The organism is Janthinobacterium sp. ROICE36 (assembly GCF_002869965.1).
Lineage (GTDB): Bacteria > Pseudomonadota > Gammaproteobacteria > Burkholderiales > Burkholderiaceae_D > Janthinobacterium.
Window position 1 is genome coordinate 93,607 of sequence record NZ_PEBS01000008.1, and the last position, 22,529, is coordinate 116,135.

Sequence of the window (22,529 nt, forward strand, 5' to 3'; positions counted from 1 at the left end):
ACAGTGTAGGCCGGATTTTCCCGGCCTGCCGCGCGGCAGCGCCGGTGGCCGGCGCGCCGCTACTGCGTCAAAAAGTACTTAGGCTTGCGGTTTTTCAGCGATTTTGGAGAGGAAAGCCAGGATCAGCTTGACCAGGTCTTTCGCGCCGATGGCCGCGTATTTCAGCGTTTGTTCGTGCGACAGGGCGAATGGCGACATGCCTTCGGCCAGGTTGGTGATGACGGACACGCCCACCACTTTCAGGTCGCAATGGCGGGCCGACACCACTTCCGGCACCACCGACATGCCGACCGTATCGGCGCCCAGGCGGGCCATCATGCGAATTTCGGCGGCTGTTTCGAAGTTCGGGCCAGGGTAGGCGACGAACACGCCCTCGTGCAGGGTGATGCCGCTGGCGGCCGCCGTGTCCTTGACTTGCTGGCGCAGTTCGGCATCATAGGCGTTGGCCATGCTGAAGAAGCGCGGGCCGAAGCGGTCGTCGTTCGGGCCGACCATCGGCGTGCCTGGCAACAGGTTGATATGGTCGCTGATGGCCACCAGGCTGCCGGCGTCCACTTCAGGGCGCAGGGAACCGGCGGCGTTGGTGACGAACAGCATTTCGCAGCCCAGCAGTTTCAGGGTGCGGATGGCGCTCGTCATCACGCCCATGCCATAGCCTTCATAGAAGTGGCCACGGCCCTTCATGCAGACGACGGCGACGCCCGACAGGGTACCTACCACCAGTTCGCCGGCATGGCCGTGCACGGTGCTGATCGGGAAACCTGGCAATTCGTCAAAGCTGATGCTGACGGCATCCGTCATCTGCTCGGCCAACACACCCAGGCCTGAGCCGAGGATCATCGCCACGCGCGGCTTGAAATTTTCAGGAGCGCGGGCACGAATGATTTCGGCGGCGTGGAAAGGGGTGTTGTTCGACATGGTTATCCTCTGATTGACTAATGATGATGGTTGCTGCCTGCGCTGCCGTGCCCAGAGAGGGACTGCGGCCCAGGTAGCGGGTATATAGGGTGTTACAGGTATATCGAAATGCGTATTGCTACTATTTGCCGCCACTATGCATCAAACGGAATATGTATGGCAAATACCATTTTTCTTACCCATTTATACAATTCAAATATAAATGGCCGATATTATAGTCGAGGCGAGCGTACACCTGCCAGCGGCCGCCCCGCCCCGGCGACGCCCGGGAAATGCATGCATACAAGCTGCATACGAATACCTTGCGCGCACGCTTGAGACGTGCTTGACACTAAACGGACATATGTTTACAGTCGAAGACAAATGTTTAAACCTTCAGCGAACACCTTGTGACCGATATCAATAAAAAAGACCAGTTGTACACGCTGATCCGCAACAACCCCTTCATCTCGCAGCAAGACCTGGCGAGCGAACTGGGCTTGTCGCGCTCGGCCGTGGCCGGCCACATCGCCGGCCTGATCCGAGAGCGGCGCCTGCTGGGACGCGCCTATGTGCTGCCCGACAGCCGCCCCGTGCTGTGCATAGGCGCCGCCAACCTCGACCGCAAGATGCGCACCCTGGCGACCCTGCAGATGGGCACCTCGAATCCCGTGCGCTCGGAAGAAGTGTTTGGCGGCGTGGGCCGCAACATCGCGGAAAACCTGGCCCGCCTGGCCATTCCCGTGGCCCTGCTGACGGCGCTGGGCGACGATGCAGCCGGCCACGCCCTGCAGACGCACGCGGAAGAGGCGGGCATCGACATGCGCGGCAGCTTGCATCTGAGCAACACCAGCAGCGGCACCTATACGGCCGTGCTCGACGAGCATGGCGAAATGCTGCTGGCGATGGCCAATATGCAACTCTACGAACAGCTGACGCCGGCCTTCTTGCACAGCCGCCAGCCGCAGCGCGCCGCCGCCGCCCTCACCGTCTGCGACCTGAACCTGGGCCACGACAGCGTGCAGGCACTGCTGGCCGACGCCCGCCAGGACGCTGCCCACGCCACGCCACTGGTCATCGTCGCCGTCTCGCAGCCGAAGATGGCGCACTTGCCGCAAGACCTGACGGGCTTGCATTTGCTGATACTCAACCGGGGCGAACTGGAAACGCGCGTGGCGCGGGCCTTGCCAACGGCGTTTGATGTGCGCGCCGCCTGCCGCGAAGTGCAGCGCCAGGGTGCGCGCCAGGTAATCGTCACCTGCGGCGGCGAAGGCGTGTACTTCACCGATGGCGACAGCCAGGACGCGCCGGTCGTGCACCTGGCCGCGCGCGAAGTGGCCGCCGTCGACGTGACGGGCGCCGGCGACGCGTTTTCCGCCGCCGTCTGCTGGTCGCTCTACCACGACAGCAGCGATTTGAAACTGGCGTGCCGGCGCGGCCTGAAGTTGGCCGCCATGACCCTGGAATCGGCTGCCACTGTCTCTCCCCAAATTTCCGCCGGCGCGCTCGACGACATCGACGATGCCGACCTGGCGCCGCCTCCCCCTACCCTCTTTCAACAGGATTGACACATGACCCAATTACAGAATTTCCTCTTGTTCTCGCAAGAAGTGCTAGCCTCGCGCGCCGCCGGCAAGGCCATCGTGGCGCTGGAATCGACCATCATTTCGCACGGCATGCCGTATCCGCAAAACGTGGAAATGGCGCGCGAAGTGGAACAGATCATCCGTGACGGCGGCGCCGTGCCGGCCACCATCGCCATCATCGACGGCAAGATCTGCGTCGGCCTGTCGCCGGAACAGCTGGAATTGCTGGGCACCTCGCCCGACGCCATGAAAGTCAGCCGCCGCGACCTGCCGTTCGTCCTGTCGCAACGCAAACTGGGCGCCACCACCGTGGCCGCCACCATGATCTGCGCGGAACTGGCCGGCATTACCGTGTTCGTCACGGGCGGCATCGGCGGCGTGCACCGCGGCGCAGAAACCAGCTTCGACATTTCCGCCGACTTGCAGGAACTGGCGCAAACCTCGGTCGCCGTCGTCTGCGCGGGCGTCAAATCCATCCTCGACATCGGCCTGACTCTGGAATACCTGGAAACGCATGGCGTGCCCGTCATCAGCGTGGGCCAGGAAGGTTTTCCTGCCTTCTTCACGCGCGAAAGCGGCTTCAAGGCCGATTTCCGCCTCGACACGGCCGCCGAGCAGGCCGCCTTCATCGGCACCAAGTGGCAGCTGGGCTTGAAAGGCGGCGTGATCGTCAGCAACCCGGTGCCGGCCGCGCAAGCGATGCCCAAGGAAGAAATCGACGCGATCACCACGCAAGCGCTGCAGGAAGCGGACGCTGGCGGCGTGAAGGGCAAGCAAGTCACGCCATTCCTGTTGTCGCGCATCAAACAGTTGACGGACGGGCGCAGCCTGACGACGAATATCGCGCTGGTCAAGCACAATGCCCAGGTGGGCACCGCGCTGGCCATTGCCATGCAGGCAGTCGTGGCACGATAATAGGACCGCTGTAAAGAAAGCGCGCGCGCCTTCACGGGTTCGCGCGCTGTTCCATCGCCTAGCAAGACGCAACGCCAAGGAAAGCATGTCCATCGATCTGAAACAGTTAAAGTATTTTCTTGCCGTTGCCGAGGAGAAAAGCTTCAGCCGCGCCGCCGAGCGCCTGCATATCTCGCAGCCGCCCCTGAGCCAGCAGATCATGAAACTGGAAAGCGAACTGGGCGTGCGCCTGTTTGCGCGCACCACGCGCACCTTCGAGCTGACCGTGGCGGGCAAGGCGCTGATGAACGAGGCAGCCGACCTGTTGGCCAAGATGCGCATGACCATCGACACCATCCGCCAGATCGACCGCGGCGAAGTAGGACGCTTGCGCGTGGGCATCGTCGGCTCGGCCATGTGGGGTCCCATCCCCAGCCTGCTGGAAGAATTCCAGACCAAATTTCCCCGCGTCAGCTGGACCATCCATGAGTTCGGTCCCACGGTGCAATACGAAGCCTTGCGCGCCAAGCAGATCGACGTGGGTTTCTGGCGCGAACCCAAGCTCAACGACGACGACTTGCGTCACGATAATTTACGCCAGGAACTGTGCTTCCGCGAAAACGTCTGCGTGGCCGTCAATGAACACCATGCGCTGGCGAAAAACACGGCCATCGAACTGATCGACATCGCCCACGAGCCGATGCTCAGCCTGAACCTCGATAAATCCGCGTTTCCCCGCTACCTGCTGCAATGCTGCATCAATGCCGGTTTCGAACCCGTGATTTTCCAGGAAGCGAGCGAACCGCAAACCCTGCTGGCCATGGTGGGCGCGGGCCTGGGCGTGACCCTGGTGCCGGAAACGACGAGCCGCATCGGCTGGCCCGGCGTCGTCTTCCTGCCGATCAAGACCAATCCGCCATCGGCCAATCTGTATATCAGCTACACCACGCTCGACGACGCTCCCGTCGTGCGGGCCTTCCTGAATATCATCAATCCCCCGTCAGTCTGACGCGGCCCAGTCTGACCACGGCCAATTTATATGACTTTCATATAAATAGTTAAAAAAAAACGTATTTGTCATACATATCTGGCATGATGCATAGTGATTCGGACGCCCATCGTGGCGCCGGTTCCGCGCCTGCCCTGCCCGTCCATTGACGGCGCATCCCAGCCCATTCCGGCAGCCCATTCGATGTTGTAACGATAAAAGAGACGGGGCGCGACTGTTGCATGAGCATCACACTGACGACATAAAAGCAGACAAGGCCAGCAATGATCTTGTGTAATACAGTGCAATGTTGATAAGGAATCATCACCTCGTGCATCAAAAACAGGCTAAATCGGCCCCAAATTATATGTTTCACCTATAAAAAATATACAATATCGATCTTCCAGGAGCCACTCATGAAACTTACACAATTTAGTTTGACGATCGCAGCCGTATTTTTGACTGCTCAAGCGTCCGCGGCTACCCCAAAACTGGGTGTCGTGTATGACGCGGGCGGCAAGTTCGACAAGTCGTTCAACCAATCCGCTTTCGAAGGCGCATCGCGCTTCAAAAAAGACACAGGCATTTCCTTCATCGAAGTCCAGGCATCGAGCGATACGCAAGCCGAACAAGTCATGCGCGGCCTGGCCCGCAAGAAACTCGACATGATCGCCGCCATCGGCTTTGCGCAAACGCAAGCCGTACAAAAGGTCGCCAAGGAATTCCCGAATGTGAAATTCGTGCTGATCGACGGCCAGGCCGCCGGCAGCAACGTCAATTCCGTCGTCTTCAAGGAAGAAGAAGGCTCCTATCTGGTGGGCGTGGCTGCGGCCATGGCCAGCAAGAGCAAGAAAGTCGGCTTCATCGGCGGCATCGATATTCCCCTGATCCGCAACTTCGCCTGCGGCTACGCGCAAGGCGTCAAAGCCGTCAATCCGAAAGCGGAAATCACGCAAAACATGGTCGGCACCACGTCCGGCGCCTGGAATGACCCGGCCAAGGGTGGCGAACTGGCCCGCTCGCAATTCGAGCGCGGCGTCGATGTCGTCTTCGCCGTGGCCGGCGGCAGCGGCATGGGCACCTTGCAAATGGCCAAGGAAAAAGGCAAGCTGGCGATCGGCGTCGATTCGAACCAGAATGGCTTGTACCCGGGCAGTATCTTGACCTCGATGGTCAAGCGCGTCGACAACACCGTGTATGACAGCTTCATGCAAGTCAAGAACGGCACCTGGAAGGGCGGCGTCAGCTATAAAGGCTTGAAAGAAGGCGGCGTGGATTGGGCGCTCGATGCGAACAACCGCAAGCTGATTACGCCGGAAATCGAAAAGCGCGTGTTGGGTGCGCGTAAGGACATTATCGATGGCAAGATCAAAGTGATCGATTACCGCATCGGCAGCAGCTGCCCGGTCTAATTTTTCTCCGTATCTTCTAGCGCGCCGCCGGGGCCTGTCTCCGCGCGGCGCGTTTCCATGAAACTATCCAGTTATGAACCTATGCAGCCAGCAGTAGAATTTCGCAGCATTTCCAAGCAGTTTGGACATGTGAAGGCGAACGCCGACGTCAGCTTCTCCATCGCCAAGGGCAGTATCCATGGCCTGGTGGGGGAAAACGGCGCCGGCAAATCGACCTTGATGAGCATCCTGTACGGGTATTACCGTGCCGACGGCGGAGAAATCTTGCTAGACGGGAAAGTACAGCCTATCCGCAACAGCCAGGAAGCGATCAATCTCGGCATCGGCATGGTGCACCAGCATTTCATGCTGGTCGAGAACTTCACCGTTCTCGACAATATCATGCTGGGCACGGAAGGCGGTTTTCGCCTGGCCAGCCACCGCACCGAAGCGGAAGCCAAATTGCGCGACATTTGCGCGCGCTACCGCCTCGACGTCGACCCGCTGGCGAAGATCGAAGACCTCTCCGTCGGCGCGCAGCAGCGCGTGGAAATCCTCAAGCAGATTTACCGCAGCGCCAATATCCTGATCCTCGACGAGCCGACGGCCGTGCTGACGGCGCAGGAAACGGCGTCGCTGTTTGAAATCCTGCGCCTGTTCAAGGAGCAGGGCAAGACCATCATCCTGATCACGCACAAACTGCAAGAGATCCTGGAAATCACAGACAACGTCACCGTCATGCGCGGCGGCACGGTGGTGGGCGCCGTTGCCACTGCGACCACCTCGAAAGAGGAACTGGCCAGTATGATGGTGGGCCGCCCCATCCAGAGCCACTTGCCCCGCGCGCCCTACAATCCGGGCGCCACGGTGCTGGAAGTTGATGGTTTGCAACTGGTCGACGCGCAACAAGTCAAACTGCTGGCCGACATCGGCTTCAACTTGCGCGCCGGCGAAATCGTCGCCATCGCGGGGGTTTCCGGCAATGGTCAGAGCGAACTGCTGGAAATCCTGTCGGGCATGCGTTTGCCCACCTCGGGCAAGCTGCGCTTCCTGGACAAGGACTTGCCGTTTGCCAAGCGCACTGACGCCGACGGCTTGCCGCTGGCCTTCCGCGAGCTGGGCATCGCCCACATTCCGGAAGACCGCTTGCGCGATGGCGTGGTGAAAAATTTTTCCGTCATGCAAAACACCATACTCGGCTACCAGGACCACCTGAAAAACCGCTGGGGCTTGTTCAACTTCAAGGCCATCGGCGCGCGCTGCGCGCAATTGCTGAAAACCTTCGACGTGCGCCCGGCCAATCCGGACTTGCGCATCGGCTTGTTGTCTGGCGGTAACCAGCAAAAGGTGGTGATCGCGCGCGAAGTGCTGGCCAAGCCGAAACTGATGCTGGTGGGCCAGCCCACGCGCGGCGTCGACATCGGCACCATCGAAAGCATCCATACGCAATTGCTGGCCCTGCGCGACGCGGGCGTGGCGATCCTGCTGGTGTCTGTCGAACTGGAAGAAGTGCGGGCGCTGGCCGACCGCATTCTCGTCATGTGCGGCGGACGCATCACCGGCGAACTGAAAATTGAAGAATTCGATACCACCCGCATCGGTCTGTTGATGGGGGGAATGCATAAATCATGAATAACGACTTGCCACGCTGGGCGACAGCCTTTGTCATGCCCATGTTAAACCTGCTGTCGGCCATGCTGGTCGCAGCCCTGGTCATTTATATGCTGGGCGAAGACCCGGCCGAATCGCTGGGTATCCTCTTCAACAGCGCCATCCTCAACCCGGAAGGCTTGAGCTACACGCTGTTCTACGCCAGTACCTTCATTTTCACGGGCCTGTCGGTCTCCGTGGCGATGCAGGCCGGCCTGTTCAATATCGGTTCCGAAGGCCAGATGTATATCGGCGGCCTGGGCTTGACGGTGGCCATGCTGGCCTTCGACCAGACCCTGCCCGCCTGGCTGCTGATTCCTGCTGCCATGATAGGCGCGGCCCTGTTCGGCGCGCTGTGGGGTTTCCTGCCCGGCTACCTGCAAGCGAAGCGCGGCAGCCACATCGTCGTCACCACCATCATGTTCAACTTCATCGCCGCCAGCCTGATGAACTTCGTGATCGTGAAATATCTGATACCGCCGGGCGAGCAGAACACGGCCAGCCGCGTGTTTGCGGAAAGCGGCGAAATGCCGCGCCTCTCCACCTGGTTCCCGTCGCTGGGCGATACGCCGCTGAACATCAGTTTTATCCTGGCGATTGCCGCGCTGATCATCTATGGCGTGATGGTCTGGCGCTCGTCGTGGGGTTTCAAGCTGCGCGCCACGGGCCTCAACAAGCATGCGGCCCACTACGCGGGCGTGTCGATCAGCAAGATGATCATCATCGTCATGCTCATTTCCGGCGCGCTGGCGGGCTTGGGTTCCGTCAATTCCATCATGGGTTCGACGCATTATCTGTCGCTCAATTTCGTGGGCGGCGCCGGCTTCATCGGCATCGCCATCGCCCTGATGGGCCGCCAGCATCCGGTCGGCATCTTTTTGTCAGCCGTGCTGTTCGGCGCGCTGATCCAGGGTGGCTTCGACCTGTCGCTGGAAAAACCGAACATCCCGACGGAAACCTTCATTTTCATCCAGGGCTTGATCATCCTGTTCTGCGGCGCCATGGAAAACTTCTACGCACCGGCCATTTCCGCCCTGCTCAAGCGCACCAAAGGCTAACACCATGACACTCGACGACTTTCATTTCGCCAGCATCCTGGTATCGACCGTGCGCAATGCGCCCGTCCTGATCTTTGCCGCCATGGCCGGCCTGTTTGCCGAACGCAGCGGCATGATCGACATCGGCCTGGAAGGCAAGATCCTGGCCAGCGCCTTCGCTTCCGCCGCCGTGGCCTACACGACGCAAAACCCGTATTACGGCATGGCTGCCGGCATGCTCGTGTGCGTCGCCCTGGCCCTGCTGCAGGCGTATGTCAGCATCACGCAAAAGGGCAATCAGCTGGTGGCCGGCATGGCCATCAATATCGCCATGAGCGGGCTGACGTTCGTGCTGGCGCAGTTCTTCTTCCAGCAAGGCGGCCGCACGCCCGACCTCGGTTCAGCGCGGCTGTTCGACGTCGTCTTGCCGGGCACGCAATACGTGGAACACATTCCCTTCATCGGCTGGGTGTATGCCCATTTGATCGGCGGCCACTCCATCCTCGTCTACGTAGCCTTCCTGCTGATTCCGCTCGTGCACTGGCTGCTGTACCACACGCGCTTCGGCCTGCGCCTGCGCGCCTGCGGCGAAAACCCGCATGCGGCCGACTCGGCCGGCGTGAGCGTGGAAGCGACGCGCTACCTGGCCATGCTGGTGGCAGGCATTCTGTGCTCGTTCTCGGGCGCCTACCTGGCCATCGTGCAAAGCGGCTTCTTCCTGCGCGACATGTCGGCCGGCGCCGGCTACCTTGCCCTGACGGCCATGGTGTTCGGCAACTGGCGACCCGTCTACACTTTCCTGGGCTGTCTGATGTTCGGCTTCTTCGCCGCCATCCAGATTCAAATTGAAGGCGTGGACTTGCCGGTCGTGGGCCGCATCCCCGGCTCGCTGATCCAGATGGTGCCGTACGTGGTCACCGTGATCGTGCTGGCGGGCTTGATGGCGAAATCTATCGCGCCAAAGGCCATCGGCATTCCCTTCGTGAAGTCCCGTTAAGAAACTGTGACGTCATCAAAAAAGCGAAGCCTGCGGGCTTCGCTTTTTTTACGCCGGTGGAATCGCGTCCAGCGACAGATAGACCGGCAGCCCCAGACCATGCGCCACATCCACCATCTGCTCGGCGCCCTGGGACGCGCCGCCGATGCGCAGCACGGCATCGCAATGGCTGAGCAGGCGCGTCGCATGCGCGTGAAATAGTTCCTCATACACGGCATCGCCCACCCGGCTTGAACCGGCCAGCGCCAGCATGGGCAGGGCCAGCCATTCACCGAGCACGGGCATGTGTCCCTTGGCATACAGGGGAAGACAAACGGCTTGCATGGCCGCGACATTCGCCGCCATCAATGCGGGATCGTCGCCCGTGCCGGAGCGGTAGGGGCCGGCAATGAGGATTTGCAGTCCAAGTTTGCGCGGCATCAAGTGCAGCTGCGCATGCTGCAGCAACATGATGGTCTTGCCATCGCAGATGCGGCCATCGGCCACCATCTGCAGCGCTTGCGCCAAGGGCAATTCCAGCACTTCGATATCTTCGCCCTCGTGCGCCAGGCCACCGCCATCGCCGATGCGGCTGGCAGGATCGTATTCGGCCACAAAGAAATGCAAACGCTCCGTCACGGAACCGGGGCTCATGAAGGCATCGAAGACCTTGTGCACGGCAGCCACCGCATAGCCCGTTTCCTCCTCCACTTCGGCGCGGATGCGTTGCTCCGCACTGGCCTCTTCCAGCAAGCCGGCCGCTGCTTCGATCAGGAAACCATCGTGGCCCTTGCGATACGTGGGAAAGCGGAACTGGCGGATCAGAATCACCGTGCGTTTGACTTTGTTGTAGAGCAGGATGGTGGCGCCATCGCCGCGGTCATAGGTTTCCCGCGTCTGCGTCTGCCATTCGCCATCGTGGCGCAGATAGTCAAACGTGGTTTTCTGCAATAAATACCAGTCGTGCGACAGGGTTACCACGCCCTGTATGCGTACCCGTTGTTGCTCAGCATTTTCTTCGCGCATAGTGTCTCCTTGTGCTTGCATTGGTCGACTTTATCATGCAAACTCGTGCAATATCAAGATTTAACAAGATAAATCATGCTGACACAGCAACGCAAACAATACCTGTTGGACTTGCTCCAGCGCGAAGGGCAGCTCGTCGCCAGGGCCGTCAGTGATGCCTTGGGCTTGTCGGAAGACACGATACGGCGCGACCTGCGCGAGCTGGCAAAAGAAGGCTTATTGGAACGCGTGCACGGCGGCGCCCTGCCCTTGTTGCCGCGCTCGCCCGCGCTGGCGCCGTTTGCGGGGCGCGAACAGATTTCGCCACAAGCCAAGCCCGCCATCGGCCGCGCGGCGGGCGCCATGATACAAACGGGACAAGTGGTGTTTCTCGACGGCGGCACCACCGCCGTGCAACTGGCACGCCAGCTGCCGCGCGAATTGCACGCCACCATCGTCACGCACAGCCCGTCGATTGCCGTCGAGCTGGTGAATCACCCTGGCATCGAGGTGCTGATGCTGGGCGGGCGCCTGTACAAGCACTCGATCGTGGGTGTCGGTGCGGCCACCGTGGAAGCGATCGGCCGCATCCGTGCCGACCTGTATTTCATGGGCGTGTCCAGCCTGCATCCGCAAGCGGGCATCACCACCGGCGATTACGAAGAAGCGTGCGTGAAACGCGCGCTCAGTGAGGCGTCAAGCCGCACCATCGTGCTGGCCTCGCCGGAAAAATTCAATACGTCTTCGCCGTTCCAAATCGTGCCCTTGAGCCAGATCAACGATATCATCGTGCACCGCGACGTGGACGATGCCCAGGTCGCCCCCTACCGCGAGATGGGAATTAGCATCACCCTGGCATGAAAAGGAGGCCCACAGGCCGCATTCGAATGACGCAATTTATTGTGGCCAAATCGATTGCAACACGGCGGCCAGGTGATAGCCTCCCTCGATCAACTGTTGCTTCGCCAGCGCCGAGCTGGGCACGGGATAATTGTCCGGCACCGTCAAGCTCCACACATTGTAGACCTCGCCCTTGCGGCTGGTCTGCTGGGTGGCGGGGCTGGCCACCACGTCCGTGAAAGCTAGCTTTGACGCCGCCAGCGCGGCATCGGCCCACTGATACGGCCAGCTGGCGGGGTCGCCGCTATTGGCGCTCACCACAGGCGCGCTGGCGATCACGGTGCGGGCAAACTGCTGCGGCGTGCGCGTGCTCAGGCGGCGCATGGCGTAATCGACCACGGTCGTATCCCAATACGTATGCAGGGGCTTGGTGGGCGACTTCGGATAGGCGGGAGCTTTTGTTGTCCCCTCTTCCGCCGGCAGCGGCGCGGGTATCACGGCGTCCGACAGCGCCGTCATCTTCGCATCGTCGAGCAGCAAGTCGTTGCCGCCCCGAGCGTTGAAAATGGCCACGTCGTCGATCTGCGCCTGCGTGGCGGGCACGAAAAACCGGCCATCCTTGCCGAGAAACGCATTGCCCACATGCAATGGCTGGTGGATATCGCCTACCAGGTGCGTGATCAGGATCAGTGCTTCGCGCTGGCTGAAGCCGTGCGGATTGCTGGCCGCATCCGCCTTGCCTTGCAACACCAGGATCGCCCGTTTCAAGGTTTGCACGATATCGTCGTCGGCCGTGCCCACGCCATGGTCATGGTAGTGCGCATTCTGGAATGGCACGTTCGTGTAATGGTATTCGCCATGTTTGGGGTTTGCCGCCACATACGTCAACATTTCCGGCGATTGCGGCCCGCAATACGTGCCCTTCACGCAATCGGGCCAGTTGGCGATCTTTTCCAGGCTCTCGCCAGGCAACAGCAATTGCGTGATGTGTGCCTGCGCCGCACTGCCCTTGAGCAATTGATCGGCGATGGCGCCCACGGCGCGGTGGCCGTCATTGCCCCAGGCCAGTACATTGCCGGAGGCAAAAGCGGCGCCCAGCGCCAGCACGCAGAGTAACTTCTTCATCGATGTTCTCACCATTACTCCTTGCCTTGCGGCGTGGCCTTGGCCGGCTTCGGATACTGCTTGTTGATATCGATAGGCTGCGCGTAGACCGAGCTCCACGTCTGCTCATGCAGCGCGGCAATACGCTGTGCCATGGCGTCATTGCGCAGCACCACTTCCAGGTTGCGCGACAAGTCGAAATAGCCGCCCGCCCAGTTGCTCGTGCCGACCCAGGCCAGCTTGCCATCGATGCTCATGGTCTTGCTGTGGATCACGCGTGCAAATGGAATGAAACCCGTCGAGGCGGCAGGAATCGTCACGATGCGGATTTCCACGTTCGGCACCAGGGCCAAACTTTTCAGGTAGGCAATGGCCGGCGCTTCCGTGTTCCAGGCGGACACCATCAGCTTGATTTTGACGCCACGCTGGGCGGCCGCACGCACGGCGTTGTCGATCACGGCGTAGTATGGCCGCGTGCGGTTCGGCCCGTAGGACAGCGGTGCGTAATCGAGCAACTGGATGCGCACTTCGCTTTTCGCTTCCGCCAGCAAGGCGGGCAAGCCCGTTTCCGAGTCGCCCACGCCGGCCGGGTTGTACGCATTCGGGCTGGCCAGCAAAAACGCGTTTTGCGCGTAATTGGCCGGCACCACCTTGCTGTTAAGCACTGTGGCGCGTCCGCCTTGCGACGTCAGCGCCTGGGCTTGCCAATCCTGCTCGAAAATGGCTTGCACCTGGCTCACCATGGCTGGTTCCGTGATCTTCAAGCCCGTTTCATGGATGTGCTCGAACGAGCGCCAGTCGAAATTCTGGCTGCCGATGTACGCCACCTGGCTATCGACGGCCAGGTATTTCGCGTGCACGATGCCGTTGCCCGTGACTTTATTGAAGTCGATGAGGCGCAAGTCCAGGTTTGGAATCGCCTTGATCCGGGCGATGGTCGCCGCTTCCGACAGGCCCACGCCCTTCTGGTCCAGCAGGAAGCGGATCTTCACGCCGCGCTGGCCAGCGGCCGTGAGGCTGGCCAGCACCTTTTCAAAGGCAGTGCCCGGCTTGCTGACGGCATAGAACTGGGCGATGACGATTTCTTTCTTGGCAGCATCAAACAACTCGCTCCACACGGCGACGGGCTCGCGCAGGTCGGGATTGGTCAAGGTGGTTTCCACGGGCGAAGTGTGCACCAGCTCAAAGCCGGGAATGGTGAATTCCGCGTGGGCCGTGCCTGCGAACAGGCTGGAGAGAAGAACGGAAACAAATAAACGACGCATGGTTTTTCCTTGAAATAGTTATTTGACGCGCACGATGCGCCCTGCCGCCGTAGCGCTGCCGGCCGGCTTGCCGGCGCGCGCGCGGGCTATCAGGTAATCGCTGAAGGCGTCGATGTCGCGCACGCCCGTGTCCAGGCGGCGCGTACCGGCCGCCAGCACGGTGAAGCGGTCGCCGCCACCGGCCAGGAAACTGTTGGCGGCGACACGGTATTGTTGACCATCATCAATGGCGACGCCATTCAGCAGGATGCTGCCCGGCAGCACGCGCTGGCCCTGTGGGCGCGTGCTGTCCCAGCGGTAGCTGAAACCTTCGGATACTTGCAGCAGATTGCCCTCTTCTGCTTCGGCACCCGGCCATTGCTGTTCGAGCAAGGTACGGATTTGTGCGCCGGAAAGACTGACGACGATCAGGGTATTGCCGAACGGCACCACTGCCTGGTTCTGGCCCACATTCGTCATCAGGTCGGCGCCCGCTTCCAGATCCTTGCGGATGCCGCCATTATTCATCAGGCCAATTTGGGCACCGGCAGCGCGCGCGCCGAACAGGGTGCTGTCGGCCACCAGGTCGCCTAGCGGGGAAGCGCCGCTGCCCTTGGTGCTGCGGCCAACCATGGGCACGGCGATGGCGGCCACGGGACGCGACAATTCGGCCGCGCTGCGCTGCTTCACCGATTCCAAGTAGGCTGCCACGGCCGGGTCCGGCTCATACATGCCTGGCAACATGACGACGTTGTGCGCGCTGGCATCAATCAGCGCATTCTTGACGGGATCGACCTTGAGCTTGATACGCATCAACATGTGTCCGCCCATCTGTGCCTGCGTCACCAGGCGGCCATCGACACGGCACAGATAACCCTGGTGCGAATGACCGCTGATGACCAATTGAATGGCCGGGTCGAGGCGTTTTACCACGTCGACCACTTCGCCCTTCAGGTGGCTGCAATCGGGCTGGTCGATGGCTTCCTTCGTCTCGCCGCCCTGGTGCAGCAGCACGACGAAGATGCCCACGCCTTGCGCGCGCAGCTGCGGCAAGGTGGCGTTGATGGCGTCGGCTTCATCGCCGAACTGCAGGCCGGCAATGCCGGCTGCCGTCACCACGGATGGCGTATCTTTCAGCACGGCACCGATCAAGCCCACCTTGACGCCATGCGCCTCTTCTATGCGGTAGGCCGGCAACAGCGACTTGCCCGTTTGCGCGTCGATCACATTCGCCGCCAGATAGGTGTAGTTGGCGCCCTTGAAGTCGGGCGCGAACTTGCACGCCTTGTCGGCGCGCGCGGAGTCGCAACCGCCGCGCTGCTGGCGCAGCAATTCCGCCTTGCCCTGGTCAAATTCATGGTTGCCAACGGAACTGGCCTTCATGCCCAGCATGTTCATGGCGACGATACTCGGTTCGTCCGCCCACAGCGCCGACATGGCGGGGCTGGCACCGACCAGGTCGCCATTGCCGACAAAAATCAGCTGCGCATCTTCGCGCCGCCACGCCGTCAGGGCGCCGGACAAGGTATCGATGCCGCCAGCCTGCACCGTCTTGCGCTCCGCATCGGCGAAGCTCGTATAGGTAAATTTGCTGCGCTCGAGATTGCCGTGGAAATCGTCCAGGGCGACCAGGTTCACTTCAATCGGGCCGCTGCGCGCGACCTGCGGCGCGGCAACGAAATTGCTGCAAGCGGACAGGGTGAGTATCAGGGCCGCGCTGGCGACCGGAGTGCGTAGGAAGTGAGACATGGAATGATATTTGTAAAAAAAAGGAAAGAGTAAACCATCTGGCCTATAAAAAAAAACGGCTGGTGTCGCCACCAGCCGTTTTTTAGCTTGCCAAACTACGAGGCAACTACGACATTAGAATTCGTATTTGACCGTTGCTTGCAGTGCCCATTGCGATTCGCCTTTGACTTGACGCGTTTCCAGGCTTTCCACCACAGGACGGGTGTTGTACACATACTTGCCGTTTTCCATACCGGCATAGTCAACGAAGCTGCGCACTTGGCCACCGGCGCCCTGGAAGCCCACTTCGTTGATGCGGCCCCATTTGCGATTCAGCAGGTTACCGACGTTCAGGATATCGAAGGTAAAGATACCCTTGTTACCCTTGAAGAAGCCCGGTACTTCCTGGCTCATGCGCACATCGAAGCTGTTGGTCCATTGAGAAAAGCTCTCGTTACGGCCGATCACGCCACCTTTGGCTTTGCGCAGGTCGCCATTGGCGTTGACCACTTTCCAGAACGCTGCCTCGTTGGCGGCGCGCGCTGCTGGCGTCCCACCGGCGAACACCACTTCGCCCGAACCTGGCGCGCTAGGGATGTACATCAGGTCGTTGCCGGCCAGACCGTCACCGTTCAAGTCATTGTTGATGGTCCAGCTGTATGGTTTGCCGCTACGGCCTTCATAGAACAGACCGAAAGTGGTCTTGTATTCACCGAAGAAGCGCTTTTGCCAGTTGACGTTTGCCGTGAAGCGATCCTTGACCATGTAGTTCGAGTTCGACGCGACATTCTCGTTCGGATTGAAGACGGCACGGCCGCCCCAGTTCGAGCTCGAGGTCGACGACGTCAGCGGCGACACTTCCGTAGCATCGCTGTAGGTGTACGACGTACCCCACGACAGGCCATCACGGGTCGGGCTGCGCACCGACAGGGTCAGCACGTTCGACTCGCCCTTGTCGGTATTTTTAGCCATCAGCACCTGGCCGAAAGAGGCGTTGCTGCCAGCCTTGGTCAAGGCGCTGCAATTGGCGCCGCCGATCAGGGCGCCATTTGCATTCCAGCAAGCCGTATTGTAGGCGTTAGGACCATAGTACATTGGACGGCCATCGCTACCGGTTGCCGTTGGCGCGCCCATGTTCAGCTCTTCGTAGTAAATCGCGCTCTTGGTCTGGAAACGCAGGTATTCCGCGCTGACAATCAGGCCCATCCATGGCAGCTCATGTTCGATGGCCAAGTTGGCTTTCCATACCGATGGTTGCGCCAGGTTCGGGCTCAGGGCATCGACCTTCATTGCCGGGATAACGGCTGGCACGCTCATTGGCTGCTTGGTTGGATCGGCATTGAAGAAGCCATCGGTGGTCGGGCAAGTGCCGGCCGACGAGGCGCACGTAATGTTCTGGGTTGCCATACCGGTGTTCTGGTATGGATTGCCCAGCCAGACGCTCATCGCCGCGCCTTGGAACAAGCCGAAGCCGCCGCGAATTTGCGTCGGACGCGCCGATTCCAGCTTGTAGTTGAAACCAAAACGTGGCTGATACAAGTTTTCGCCGTCGATGGTATGCGAGTTATCGATACCGAAACCGCCGGTCTGACGACCGTTAGGCGTGGTACGAGCGACAGTTGCCTGTGCTGCACGCGCATTGTAGATCGGCTTTTCACCGATGCGGGTGCCGTCGATACGCAGGCCGGCGGTCAACGTCAGCTGCTTGTTGACTTCCCAGGTATCTTGCAGGAACAGGCCGATGTTTTTCAGCGAGAACGTTGCCACGGCATCGTCCAGAGTACGGCCTGCTTGTGGCACCTGATAGGTGTACGAGCTAGGACGGCCACGGCTGAAGTTTTCCAGTACGGCAGCCTGCAATTGCGCCGCAGTGGCGGTGCCGCAATTGATCGCACCAAACGAATAGGCCACGGCTGCGCTGCTGTTAATACAGCCGAAGGTGTAGTTACCGTTGACGTTTTGCAGGAACGCATTATAGATGTCGTTCTTGCTGTAGTCGGTGCCGAACTTGACTTCATGGTCGCCCAGCGACCAGGTACCGGCTGCGTAGAAATCCTTGGTTTTGGTGCCAAGAATGTTACGCTGACGGCTCAGTTCAGTACCGAAGTTCAGGAAGCGGTTGCCGGTAGCCAGGCTCGAAGGTGCGCCAGCTGGCAGCGCGCCGCTGAACTGCAGGCCGATTGCCGGCAGATAAGCGTTGTTGCGCGGTACGCTGTCGTAGTCGCGCGATGACACTTTGACTTCGGTCGAGAAGGTCGGGGTCCACTCGGCGGTCCATTGACCAACCAGGGTTTCCAGGCTCTTGTTCTGGTCATACCAGTACGAGCTCAGCGAAAGGCCAGTGCCGGTAAAACCGGTGTAAATCGGCTCGGACTGTTCGGTCTTGGTGTAACGCAGCATCATGCGCTGGGTGTCGGTCAGATTCCAGTCCAGCTTGAGCAACTTTTCCGTCGCCGTGAATTCGGAACCCGCAGGAACTGCCGAAGTACCGGCATCGATACCGTATTTATCCTTGGCAATAGCAATCGCGCTATCGATGGCGCCTTGGGTAATGGCAACGTTGGTCTTTGCGCTGCCGACAGGACCGAATGCTGGCGCACCGCGCGAGCTGGTGGTTTTTTCGTAGTTAGCAAACAGAAACAGCTTGTCTTCGATCAGCGGGCCACCCATGGTAATACCCTTAGTGGTGTCTTTCGATTTTGGCGCTGCGTAGTAAGTGTCGTCGGTGCTGTTGTAACGGTCGCCCGCCATGGTGTCGTTACGGAAAACGTAGTAGACGCTGCCCTTGACCTTGTTGGTGCCCGATTTGGTCACCGCATTGACGTTCGCGCCGGTGTAGCCTTTTTGGGTGACATCATAGTTGGCAACGTTAACCTGCACCGACTGGATCGCTTCGATCGAAATCGGCTGCTTGCCGGTCGCGGTACCGGACGCTTCCAGGCCGAAGGTGTCGTTCACGGCCACGCCGTCAATCGTCATCGAGTTGTAGCGCGAGTTTTGACCGGCAACGGAGATTTCACCGCGCTCTTTATCGGTTTGAGACAGGCGTGGGTCGGCGCGGGCGTAGTCTTGCAGGCTGCGCGAGATCGATGCCTGGGTAGCCAGTTCGGTCGGGCCGATACTGGTGCCAGCGCCCATGTTGTTCCGGTTGAAAACCTGATTGCGAACAGCATTGGTGCTGACTTTCACCACTTGCATGTCGGCGCCCAGCGTGGCGTCGACGCTGGCCGTTTCGGCCAGGGCGATATACACGCCTTCGCGTTTTTCAACCACGCCATTCTTGGTAATCGTGATGGTGTATGGACCGCCGGCACGCAGGCCGCGCGCAACATAACGGCCTTCTGCATCGGTGGTCACGTTGCTGGCCGAACCGGACTCAACGTGAACGATATTGACTTGCGCACCAGCTGCCGGCTTGCCGTCGGTGGCCGAGATACGGCCGCCAATGGAAGACGTAGTGTTCTGTGCGAACGATGGTGCCGCTGCCAGTGCAATAGACAGGCTGAACGCGATTTGCGTCAGCCGAAGTCGCTTGTGATTGATCATCTTTAACCCCAGAAAAGACTATTATTTTTGAAAATCCTGGATTGCCCACCGTCCGGCTGCGCCGCACAGCAACACAAACACAAGATTTCCTCTTTACGATGCTGCAACTGTTACGCCGGCTGGACTGGCTGCGGTCCTGACAAGACCATCACAAAACGCCGCTCCACACATCACAACTAATCCTATCCAGACAATAACGGCGGAAAAACTGCCTCCGATCCGTACGACCCAGGGCGCTAGCACCTGTGTCATTCACCCGACATGCTTACCCGGCTAACATGGCAAGCCGCGAGTGTAATTGTTAAATATTTCAAGACTGTGACACGGCGGCAAAATACAGAAGAATGTCGTCATTTAGCTGCGCGACTGTTTGTTTCACTCTGCATCTCACCTTTATTTACTGCAAATACCCATCTTCATACGATATCGCCCATATGAATTGTGACTTTTTAATATCACCTTCATCCCACTATGCATCATCAAAAAATGGATGACAAATACGTTTTTTTTTACATATTTATATATTTAAAATATAAATAGCATGGGTAACTAGCTGGATTGATATCGTGCTGACAGCGTCCGGGCTTATGGCGCGAGATTATAAATGAGCAATATGTACTTGAAATTGATTCATCCAGGAAATTGGCTAAAGTCGTGCATCTGTCGTTAATTGTGTCGCATGGCCGCCACAAAATTAACAAAACAACATCGCAGTGTTTTGAAAGGGAGAATGAAAAACGGCCGGAAGAACCGGCCGTTTAAGAGTATCAGTTGCTAACGTCGTACAACTTACGGTTTTCCACTCTTGCCTGCCTTGTCGGCGGCAGCAATTTGCGCCTCAAAACGGGTGAAACGGACATCGAGCGCTTTCAGCAAACGTTGCTTGTCGGCTTCAGCCAAAAACGCATAACGCAGGCTGTTGTATGACAGCTTTTTGATTTCCGCATAATTAGTCTTGTACTGGCTGGCAAACAGCACGTATTCATTCGACAGGGTATTGCGCGAGACGCCTGCGTCATCGGTGGAAATGACGAAGGGCACGCCATACTTGCGGTACAGGGTGATCGGATGGGCCTGGCCCTTGATACCAAGAATGTAATCGTTGCTGGTCAGGTTCACTTCCACGGGAATATTGCGTTCGCGCATCTTCTGCATGGTGGCCAGCGCATTGTGTTCGTACGCGATATCCATGCCATGACCAATCCGGTCGGCACCGGCCACATCGACGGCTTCGGCGATATGGAACGCCATGCCTTCCGGCGGCACCATGCCCAGCGCCAGCTCGCCGGCGTGCAAGGCGATCTTGACGTTCGGATATTTGGCCTTGAGGAACTTGAACATTTCCATGTGCAGGCTGTAATCGCGCATGGACACATTCACGCTTTCCTGGCCCACAATGTTCACGCCCACCAGCAGCGGATTCAGGCTGGCTGCCTTGAACGCGGCCAGCATCGAGGAAAAAACTTGCGATGGCGACAGGAAACGCAGCACATACGCCTGGTAACGCATGGTGAAATTGGCATCGTCGATGCCGGCGCTGCTGGCGTTCACGTTGTCGTTATAGGCGGTGATGCTTTTCTGGAAGCTGGCGTCCTGCTCGAGGCTCTGCGTCCAATTGCCCAACACGGCTTGCAACGCTGCGGGCGGCAAGCCCGGCGCCAGCACTTGCTGGTCGAACTGCGCGTTCTGTACGAATGGCGACAGCTCGAAAATCGTCTCGATGTAGCTGAGGTTTTCCGCGATGGCGCGCTGCTTCAGGGTGCTCAGGCCGTCCGCCGTATTGCTCGACGCCACGGGGCCGAAGTAGCCAAACGTATCAAAGAAGGTCCGGTCCGGCGGCGTCTGGATGGCGCCGTGGTTGTAGAAATCCTTGGTCGACCAGCGCTGCAGCAATTGCGCATACAGGCCCGCATCGGCAAATACTTCCGTGGACGACAGACAGCCACGCTGCGCGGGCGGCTTGGCGCGCTCGGCCGCCACGACGTCCTTGTTGCTTTCGATGCGGTACGTCGTCTTGTTGACGCAATAGTTTTCCTTGTCGACCCAGTCGAGGAATTGCTCGGCGTAAATGGCACCCGAGTAGTGGTGATGCAGATCGCCGCCCTTGGGCATCATGGAAAAGAACAGGCTCAACTCGGCTGTCTTCGGCTGCGCGCCCGACACCAGGGCGGCAAAATGGCGCGCGGTGGCCGCTTCATTGGAAGACGGGGCGGCTTGCGCCATTCCGGTCAATGCCAGCGCGGCGCCAAGCGCCAGGCCAGTGAGTTTCTTGTGCATTCGCGTTCTCGCTCAGGATAATTCGTATGGAACAACGGGTAGGTCAGCGCTGCCCCCGCACATGCACGCATTGCCCGCCTGAATAAGTGGCGGCCACGGCGCGGTCGTCGCCCAGCAGCGCAAAGGCAAACAGCAATTCCTCCAGGCTTAGACAGCCAGCCGTGCGACGCGCCAGCAGCGGCGTCGATTGCTTGTCGAGCACGATGAAGTCCGCTTCCGTGCCTGCCGTGAAATTGCCCAGGGTACCTTCCAGTTGCATGGCCCGTGCCGCGCCCAGGGTCGCCAGGTAAAACATGCGCAAGGCGGGCAGATAACTGCCTTTCAAGCGTGCTACTTTATAGGCTTCGTTCATGGTTTGCAACATCGAGAACGAGGTGCCGCCGCCCACGTCGGTCGCCAGCGACAGCAGCACGTGCGCCGCATCGGCCCGCTCGAAATCGAACAGGCCGCTACCGAGGAACAAGTTGGAGGTGGGACAAATGGCGGCCGCCGAGGACGTTTCCGCCATGCGCGCGCGGTCGCGCTCATCGAGCCAGATGCAATGGCCGAACATGGCGCGCGGGCGCAGCATGCCGTACTGGTCATACACATCGAGGTAGCTGCGTGCCTGCGGGTGCAGTTCGCGCACCCAGCGGCACTCATCCTCGTTTTCCGACACATGCGTCTGCAGATAGGTATCCGGATAGGCGCGCGCCAGTTCGCCCGCCAGGTGCATCTGCTCATTCGTGGACGTCGGCACGAAGCGGGGCGTGATCGCATATAGCGAGCGCCCATGCTTGTGCCAGCGCCGGATCAGCTCTTCGCTTTCGCGCGCGCCGGACTCGGCCGTGTCGCGCAGGAATTCGGGGCAGTTGCGGTCCATCATGACCTTGCCCGCCACCATGCGCAAGCCACGCGCCTCGCTGGCGCCAAAGAAGGCGTCCACCGATTGCGGATGCACGCTGCCATACACCATGGCCGTGGTGGTGCCGCAGCGCAGCAGTTCATCGAGGAAAAACTCGGCGACATTGCGCGCGTGGACAGGGTCTTCAAACGCGCGCTCGGTGGGAAAGGTGTAGGTTTCCAGCCACGGCAGCAAGCCGGGGGCCGGCGAGGCGATCATTTCCGTCTGCGGGAAATGCAAATGCGTGTCGATAAAACCAGGCACGATCAGCTTGCCCCGGTAATCGACGATCTGCGTGCCTGGCGGCAAAGTCGTCTGCAGCTGCGCGTAATCGCCGGCTGCCACGACCTTGCCATCGGCCACGATCAGCAAGCCATCGGCATGCCAGGCGTGCGCGTCCTCGGTGAAAGCGGGATCGGCGTGGAAGTGCAGCAAGCTGGCACGGTAGGCTTGCAATGTGGCAGGTACAATCGACATGACTTC

At 59.8% G+C, this 22,529-nt stretch carries 15 protein-coding genes and 1 pseudogene; 8 read left to right on the forward strand and 8 right to left on the reverse strand.

Going from position 1 to position 22,529, the window contains the following annotated elements:
* Positions 1-78: 78 nt before the first annotated feature.
* Positions 79-918: a xanthosine phosphorylase gene (gene xapA, locus CSZ94_RS05425; protein ID WP_102120570.1), complete on the reverse strand. Its 840-nt coding sequence runs from the start codon at positions 916-918 to the stop codon at positions 79-81.
* Between the two features lie 389 nt (positions 919-1,307).
* Between xapA and CSZ94_RS05430 the strand changes: the two genes are divergently transcribed.
* The 7 genes from CSZ94_RS05430 (at position 1,308) to CSZ94_RS05460 (ending at position 9,440) form a co-directional block, all read left to right on the forward strand.
* Positions 1,308-2,465: a carbohydrate kinase gene (locus tag CSZ94_RS05430; RefSeq protein WP_102120571.1), complete on the forward strand. Its 1,158-nt coding sequence runs from the start codon at positions 1,308-1,310 to the stop codon at positions 2,463-2,465.
* Between the two features lie 3 nt (positions 2,466-2,468).
* Positions 2,469-3,398, forward strand: coding sequence for a pseudouridine-5'-phosphate glycosidase (locus tag CSZ94_RS05435; RefSeq protein WP_102120572.1), 930 nt, complete (start codon positions 2,469-2,471; stop codon positions 3,396-3,398).
* Positions 3,399-3,483: 85 nt separating this feature from the next.
* Positions 3,484-4,386, forward strand: a complete 903-nt coding sequence (locus CSZ94_RS05440) for a LysR family transcriptional regulator (protein ID WP_102120573.1) — start codon at positions 3,484-3,486, stop codon at positions 4,384-4,386.
* A gap of 395 nt (positions 4,387-4,781) precedes the next feature.
* The gene (locus CSZ94_RS05445; protein WP_102120574.1) at positions 4,782-5,777 is read left to right on the forward strand and encodes a BMP family lipoprotein; all 996 of its coding nucleotides are present in this window, start codon (positions 4,782-4,784) and stop codon (positions 5,775-5,777) included.
* A gap of 81 nt (positions 5,778-5,858) precedes the next feature.
* Complete coding sequence (locus tag CSZ94_RS05450) at positions 5,859-7,388, forward strand: ABC transporter ATP-binding protein (RefSeq protein WP_102120575.1); 1,530 nt, start codon at positions 5,859-5,861, stop codon at positions 7,386-7,388.
* Positions 7,385-8,464 (forward strand): ABC transporter permease, encoded by a 1,080-nt coding sequence (locus CSZ94_RS05455; RefSeq protein WP_102120576.1) that lies wholly within the window; start codon positions 7,385-7,387, stop codon positions 8,462-8,464. The genes CSZ94_RS05450 and CSZ94_RS05455 overlap by 4 nt, the downstream gene beginning before the upstream one ends.
* A gap of 4 nt (positions 8,465-8,468) precedes the next feature.
* Complete coding sequence (locus tag CSZ94_RS05460) at positions 8,469-9,440, forward strand: ABC transporter permease (RefSeq protein ID WP_086145100.1); 972 nt, start codon at positions 8,469-8,471, stop codon at positions 9,438-9,440.
* Positions 9,441-9,860: 420 nt separating this feature from the next.
* On the opposite strand, the pseudogene CSZ94_RS29250 reads toward CSZ94_RS05460, so the two are convergent.
* Positions 9,861-10,445 (reverse strand): annotated as a pseudogene (locus CSZ94_RS29250) (NUDIX domain-containing protein); the annotation flags it as partial.
* A gap of 75 nt (positions 10,446-10,520) precedes the next feature.
* On the opposite strand from CSZ94_RS29250, the gene CSZ94_RS05470 reads away from it, so the two are divergent.
* Complete coding sequence (locus CSZ94_RS05470; protein ID WP_102120578.1) at positions 10,521-11,285, forward strand: DeoR/GlpR family DNA-binding transcription regulator; 765 nt, start codon at positions 10,521-10,523, stop codon at positions 11,283-11,285.
* Between the two features lie 36 nt (positions 11,286-11,321).
* Here the strand turns inward: CSZ94_RS05470 and CSZ94_RS05475 are convergent, their stop codons facing one another.
* From CSZ94_RS05475 to guaD, 6 genes are all read right to left on the reverse strand, one after another.
* A complete protein-coding gene (locus CSZ94_RS05475; protein WP_102120579.1) occupies positions 11,322-12,389 on the reverse strand; it encodes a S1/P1 nuclease in 1,068 nt (355 codons plus the stop codon).
* A gap of 14 nt (positions 12,390-12,403) precedes the next feature.
* Positions 12,404-13,633, reverse strand: coding sequence for a phospholipase D-like domain-containing protein (locus CSZ94_RS05480; protein WP_102120580.1), 1,230 nt, complete (start codon positions 13,631-13,633; stop codon positions 12,404-12,406).
* Between the two features lie 18 nt (positions 13,634-13,651).
* The gene (locus CSZ94_RS05485) at positions 13,652-15,361 is read right to left on the reverse strand and encodes a bifunctional metallophosphatase/5'-nucleotidase (protein ID WP_258000790.1); all 1,710 of its coding nucleotides are present in this window, start codon (positions 15,359-15,361) and stop codon (positions 13,652-13,654) included.
* A 114-nt stretch (positions 15,362-15,475) separates the two neighbouring features.
* Positions 15,476-18,886: a TonB-dependent receptor gene (locus CSZ94_RS05490; protein ID WP_102120581.1), complete on the reverse strand. Its 3,411-nt coding sequence runs from the start codon at positions 18,884-18,886 to the stop codon at positions 15,476-15,478.
* Between the two features lie 789 nt (positions 18,887-19,675).
* Positions 19,676-21,163 carry an adenosine deaminase family protein gene (locus CSZ94_RS05495; protein WP_102120582.1) on the reverse strand — a complete coding sequence of 496 codons (1,488 nt, stop codon included), beginning with the start codon at positions 21,161-21,163 and terminating at the stop codon, positions 19,676-19,678.
* Between the two features lie 43 nt (positions 21,164-21,206).
* Positions 21,207-22,523, reverse strand: coding sequence for a guanine deaminase (guaD, locus tag CSZ94_RS05500; protein WP_102120583.1), 1,317 nt, complete (start codon positions 22,521-22,523; stop codon positions 21,207-21,209).
* Positions 22,524-22,529: the final 6 nt, after the last annotated feature.

Bases quoted from the DNA above. Each gene is read 5' to 3' on its own strand.
- xapA (WP_102120570.1), bottom strand. From the start codon at position 918: ATGTCGAACAACACCCCTTTCCACGCCGCCGAAATCATTCGTGCCCGC.
- CSZ94_RS05435 (WP_102120572.1), top strand. From the start codon at position 2,469: ATGACCCAATTACAGAATTTCCTCTTGTTCTCGCAAGAAGTGCTAGCC.
- CSZ94_RS05440 (WP_102120573.1), top strand. From the start codon at position 3,484: ATGTCCATCGATCTGAAACAGTTAAAGTATTTTCTTGCCGTTGCCGAG.
- CSZ94_RS05445 (WP_102120574.1), top strand. From the start codon at position 4,782: ATGAAACTTACACAATTTAGTTTGACGATCGCAGCCGTATTTTTGACT.
- CSZ94_RS05450 (WP_102120575.1), top strand. From the start codon at position 5,859: ATGCAGCCAGCAGTAGAATTTCGCAGCATTTCCAAGCAGTTTGGACAT.
- CSZ94_RS05455 (WP_102120576.1), top strand. From the start codon at position 7,385: ATGAATAACGACTTGCCACGCTGGGCGACAGCCTTTGTCATGCCCATG.
- CSZ94_RS05460 (WP_086145100.1), top strand. From the start codon at position 8,469: ATGACACTCGACGACTTTCATTTCGCCAGCATCCTGGTATCGACCGTG.
- CSZ94_RS05470 (WP_102120578.1), top strand. From the start codon at position 10,521: ATGCTGACACAGCAACGCAAACAATACCTGTTGGACTTGCTCCAGCGC.
- CSZ94_RS05475 (WP_102120579.1), bottom strand. From the start codon at position 12,389: ATGAAGAAGTTACTCTGCGTGCTGGCGCTGGGCGCCGCTTTTGCCTCC.
- CSZ94_RS05480 (WP_102120580.1), bottom strand. From the start codon at position 13,633: ATGCGTCGTTTATTTGTTTCCGTTCTTCTCTCCAGCCTGTTCGCAGGC.
- CSZ94_RS05485 (WP_258000790.1), bottom strand. From the start codon at position 15,361: ATGTCTCACTTCCTACGCACTCCGGTCGCCAGCGCGGCCCTGATACTC.
- CSZ94_RS05490 (WP_102120581.1), bottom strand. From the start codon at position 18,886: ATGATCAATCACAAGCGACTTCGGCTGACGCAAATCGCGTTCAGCCTG.
- CSZ94_RS05495 (WP_102120582.1), bottom strand. From the start codon at position 21,163: ATGCACAAGAAACTCACTGGCCTGGCGCTTGGCGCCGCGCTGGCATTG.
- guaD (WP_102120583.1), bottom strand. From the start codon at position 22,523: ATGTCGATTGTACCTGCCACATTGCAAGCCTACCGTGCCAGCTTGCTG.